Here is a 5,165-nt window from a genome sequence, read left to right on the forward strand (position 1 = left end):
TGAAACACGCATGGATTCATTGACTTCTCGCAATAGGTAGGCCATTGTTCCAATGGTAAACATCTTATTGGTCTCAAAATAAGCATTTATGTCTCTGGTGCTGCGCGTGCTGTCGAGGCTGATTGCTTCAGGGCTTACGGATCGCAACCAGATACGGAATAAATCACCAAGTTGGACCTCAAGTGATTTTACAAACTGGATCGATGCCGTTGAATAGTCAATATTTAAAGAGTTGCCTTTGTGGGCCAGGTCAAGAAGGCCATTGGCGGCAAAGTAGGAAGATTTTTTGTTAATTTTTTGCAAGCAATTTGGGGTGATAATGTCTTGCAATATCTGCAATCCTTCGCTTGGCGGAATCAGGCTGACAGTGTCTTTGAATTGCAGTGCTTCATTGAGATCAATATTCAGGCTCTCGCATAGCGCCGATAAATCATCGCTAGATTCACATTGAGAAAGTAGATCTTTGATGTAGCCTGCATAATCAAGATGGAGCGTCTCAAACAGCTGGTTAACGACCCAACAGGTTTTGATGATCTTGTCTGGACTGTATCCAGTAATTGCTGCATCTTCGGCAATTGACATCAAAGCGTTTTCGATTCGCCTTGTTCGCAATTGCTCAAGGCTTATATCCCTGCTCCCCGCAGCTGCTGTCGCTGGGCTTCCACAAGATTTGGCTCCATAGATTCGTGCGTGCTCATCAGCAGGCAGTCCTTGATGTAAGAAGGCCAGAAATTGATAAGGGGAATCAAACCTAGCCACAAACTTCTCACAGGAAATTGTGTCCCATAGTTGTGCAGCGAATAGGTGGGCTTGGGCTGGCAGGCCTTCAAACTCGTCTTCGTCAAAAATATCGCAAGAGAGGTTGTCTTTAAAGATACGCAAGATTTCTTCTTTCTTTTCATCCTTGGTAAATTCCTTCCAGTTGTCTTTGTGAGCAATGCTTGTGCTTTGACTCAGGAGACTGATGCTCGGCCCCCCTGACCAGTTTAGAGTTGCATTGTCTGCCCATCTATCCGATTTGGCCTGAAGATTAATTTGATTCCCAGCTTCAATAGACCACGTACCACCGACGGTAAAAAACGTACCTTTTGATCCGCACCTCTTTTTAATCTTGCTGTCTGCAGTCTGCACAATATTCTGTTCTTCCAAAATCTCTTTAGGAATTAGATTGGATGACCAGCCGTAGCCACTGTTTTCTCGATGGCAATAAGGGTTGATGCTGTATTGGCCGAATTGCAGAACTGGAAGCTGGCTGCATACATTTGCAATAAAGTCGGGTAGAGATGCAATTTTGTATAAGCAAATATTCGATATCTCATTTTGCCTTGATCCGTGATTAACTGTTTTCGCAACAGTTGGATTTGCCTCTGCCTGTAGATACGTTGTCTGCTGAATTTGCTCGTGATTTCTTTCTAGGACTTGGTACCCGTCTGCGCAGAAGGGGCCAAATAGTGAAATTTCTGAATTCAGAAGTCCTCTGCTTACTGAGAACTCAAAATCCGTCTCAGAGGTGAACACTGGAAGCGTTCCCTCAAGTGAAGCCCAATGTTCTGTGAGTGAACACTTTCTTAGGATGGGCATGCAATTATCGATCAGCATGGCGAGCATTGGCTTGCCTGAGTCCCAGTTTCTAAATGGCTCTCCATTCGTGCTCCAAATTGAAACCAATGGATCGCTTATATCAAAGCGTTGCCATGGGACTATGTCAACTGCCCTTACTACTTTCTCTCCTGTCCTTGAGAGGACATTTAAATTCTCTTCACAAGCCCAGTCCGTTAAAAGAGTTGGCATTACGTCCCCAATCTCCGTAGGCCTATTGCTGAAAACAAGAGGGTTGACCAGAAAACCTGGTGATGTGCTGTCAAATGCGCCGATGCCCTCTTGTGATGCTCGGCGCATCAGAGCGAATAGATTATCAACTTTCTCGGTCTTAAGTTCTCCAAATATATCTTTGCAGTCTTCTTGGATTTGAAGGATAAATTCTTCTGCCATTTGTTGGCTTGGCAGCAATATGGCGCTTGCACAGTCGGACCGACGTCCAGCGCCGGGGAGAAGTTTTGCCCCTCTATCACGCATTAGTACGTAGCTCTCGTTCAGTTTTTCAAAGATGCTCATAAGAAATTTGGGGCGTCTTGTTTTACAGAGGATGTATTGCCGTTCGTGTCGATTAAAGCAGCATTGACTGAGTGACAATGAACTTCTGCGGAGCTTGTCATCTCAACTCTCCAATGAGGTTTGATCTAGCCGGTTAACGCTCCAGATCCTTTGGGCGAAGCGGGCATAGAGATGGTTGCGGCGTTCCAGTGCATCGGGGGTGAACTCGGGTTCGCTCTGAAAGGGAAGGCCGCTGCGCTGCAAGAAGGCAAGGAAGGCGGGGTTGTTCTGATAGGCCTGGTCACAAAAGGTCTGCGCCAAGGCGTTCTGGGTGACGTACGGGGTTCGCTTCTGGGCGTAGGAACGAGCGCTGTAGCTGGCATTCACCGATTTCGGGATCAGCAGCAGGGCCCCGATCCGGTTGCGGGCTTCCCGGAAGTTCTCCTCCTGGGGATACCAGGTGCGGAAGCCTTCGCGGTCTTCTGCCCAGCTCTGCTCGGCCCAGATGTGTTCCACCTCGTAGGCCTGCCGGCCACTGGCGGTGATGTACTCCACATAACGGCCGGGCTGGCCAGATTCCTGCTCCAGTTCATGGGTAAGGCGCGCCAGGAAACGCTTCACCTGGGGGCGGTTCATCCGTCCTCGGGTCAGGCCCCAGGTGGGCGAAGAGTCAAAGTCGGGGAGTGAGGCCAGGTCGTCGCTAAGAGCCTGCTGCAACTCCTGTAGAGGGCGACGCCGCAGCTTGTCACGCAGCAGCGTGAACATCCGGTAGTAGTTCGTTGAATAATCAATGGCCTGGTAGCTCCAGATCCGCCGGTGGATGGCGATGTCTACGTAGTTGGCCACCAGACGCAACTTGCTCTCGATGACGTGAGCTGGGTCGTCGACGCTGAGGGCACTCAGCATCAAGGGCAGCTGCAAGGTGAAGCCGCTGCTGTGGTTGAAGTAGATGGCTTCCAGACCAGCTGTGAGCTGCTCAGAGGCCTGGCGGATCTTCTGGTACGCACCCGCGAAGAACGTGTACTCGCGCTGGATGAAGGCAACAAACCCCGCCTCGTTCGCCAGGCCGAGCAGGTCGGCGTGGTCTTTCACCCAGCGGTGAAACTCACGCCCGATCAGTTCGAAGTCCTGATCAGCAGCTAGCGCACGCCGTTCGCGAATGCTCTGGGCATGCTGGGCTCGCAGCCAGGCCTTGAAGCAGTCGGCCTGGGCTTCCTTATCGATCCCCAGGAGCTGCTGCTCCAGGCGCTTCCAGACGTCGCTGCAGTGGTTTCGCTGGCCTTCAGTGGGGATGTTGGCCAGGAGAAAACCCTTCAGCATTTCAGCCGGGGTGAGGCGAAGCCCCCGGTCGTTCATGGTTTCAAAGATCGTGTAGGCGGCCTCATCGCTATAGGCCGTGATCTCCACCAGCTGCACATTCTCGATCAGCCAGTCGACAAAGAAGGGTAGAGACTCACTCAGGATTTTCGGCGGGAATAGTGCTTCGATGTCGTTGTAGCGAGCCAGCATGGTGCGAACTGCATCGCTGGCGGCGCTGGCTTCAAAGGTTTCACCATTTAATAGCGACTGCAGGAGGGCTTCGCGTTCCTCCACGTCGATCGTGAAAGCCTTTGTGCCGTATTTCTCGGCGTAGATCAACGGGCGGATGTTGGCCTGGTCTTCGCTGCCGGGTAGGGCGCGCAGCAGGAAGATCAGCAACAGGCTGAGGGTGGTGAGGCGCTGCTGACCATCAATCAGAAAACGTTTGCCCTCCTTCTCACTGGTGATGACGGCACCAAGGAAGTAGTGGCGGTAATCGCGGACTTTCCCGCGGGGATCAGAGGGGTCGTGATCATCGCCAAACTGGCTGGTGAGATCGTCGATCAGCTCCTCAACCTGACGGCGTTCCCAGCGGTACTCACGCTGGTAGTAGTCGATCCCGAAGCGTGCCCCGAAGAGCAACTCACGAATGCTGGAGACCTTGCCGTCGAGCTTCTTCACAGCGCCAGACCGATCTGCTGAGTATCGACCGAATCGGCTGCCTTTGCAGGCCGGGCCACGCGCTTGCCGCCGGCAGATGAGTCTGTTGCTGGCTTCTTGCCCCCCTTGGCATGCAGCCCTAGCACCACCTCTTCCGCATAGCGCTCGGCATTCAGCGCCAACAGTCGAGCAAGCACGTCATCCCGCACGGCATCGGGCCAGCGGTAGCGCCAGGGCAGCTTGCGGCGGCCGGTGATGGCGCCGTAGGCCTGCAGCTGGCCCTGGAAATCATGAGCGTCGTTGGCGTCCCAGAAGAACAGCTCGCCGCTGTCGATGCGCTCCTGCAGGGCATCGGGGAGCTGGGCGTCTTCTTCTGCATCGAGGTAGTCGAGCCCGAAGCCGCAGGCGGTGGGCACGTCGCTCCAGCCGTAGGCAGCCAACACCACCTGATCCATCACGCCGTGGCGGCGGCGCAGCTCCAGGTGATCCAAACTGGTTTCTGCGGGATCGTGAAAGCGGTTGTAGGTGGTGGTGAGGCCTTCGTTGTTGCGCACCATCAGCTCTGCGCGGAACTGGTGGTAGCGCTCGCCGATGGTTTCGAGGCTCTGGCGGGTGACGGCGTTGGCGGAATCTCCGGTGGCGGAGTCGAGGAGGGAGGCGGGGAAGGGGAAGGGCTCGAAACAATCAGTCGGGTTGTAAGTGAGCCTATCTTCAAGAGTTGAGCTGAAGAAGCTCGCGAAAATCGTATGAACCTGTGAGATCAGCAGGCAGAAAGCGCCAGTATCCTCGAACGGGAAGACAATTAACTTGTGACTGAAGACTTTGCCTGTTGAAATAAAAGGAAATGTTAGGTACTGAGTCGCAGATGCACCGGTAACTAGCACTCGATCGCAATCAGAAATAGCTTCGGTTCCTGCAAGATTGCGTCGGCCAAATAGCCACCACTGCCTGCTGTAGCTTCCAGGCTTGTCTATGCGCTCAGGCTTCACCTTGCTTTCCACAATTGCCATCAGCTTTGGCCACTTGCGCCGGCACTCCTCCTCGCTGCGCTCCCCGAAGTTGATCACATAGCGATGATGGGCATGGGTTGGGCTGCTGTTCACCTCCTCCCC

General features: G+C 53.5%; 3 protein-coding genes. All 3 read right to left on the minus strand.

Annotated features, from left to right (window positions below; all coding sequences use genetic code 11):
• A partial coding sequence (locus KBZ07_RS15980) for a hypothetical protein (protein ID WP_254932534.1) occupies nt 1-2,115 on the minus strand: 2,115 nt, incomplete at its 3' end.
• 102 nt (nt 2,116-2,217) lie between these two features.
• Nucleotides 2,218-4,074 (minus strand): DUF262 domain-containing protein, encoded by a 1,857-nt coding sequence (locus tag KBZ07_RS15985; protein ID WP_254932535.1) that lies wholly within the window; start codon nt 4,072-4,074, stop codon nt 2,218-2,220.
• The gene (locus KBZ07_RS15990; RefSeq protein WP_254932536.1) at nt 4,071-5,054 is read right to left on the minus strand and encodes a hypothetical protein; all 984 of its coding nucleotides are present in this window, start codon (nt 5,052-5,054) and stop codon (nt 4,071-4,073) included. Before KBZ07_RS15990 ends, KBZ07_RS15985 begins: the two co-directional genes overlap by 4 nt.
• Between the last annotated feature and the right edge of the window lie 111 nt (nt 5,055-5,165).

It is taken from the genome of Cyanobium sp. BA20m-14 (assembly GCF_024346295.1).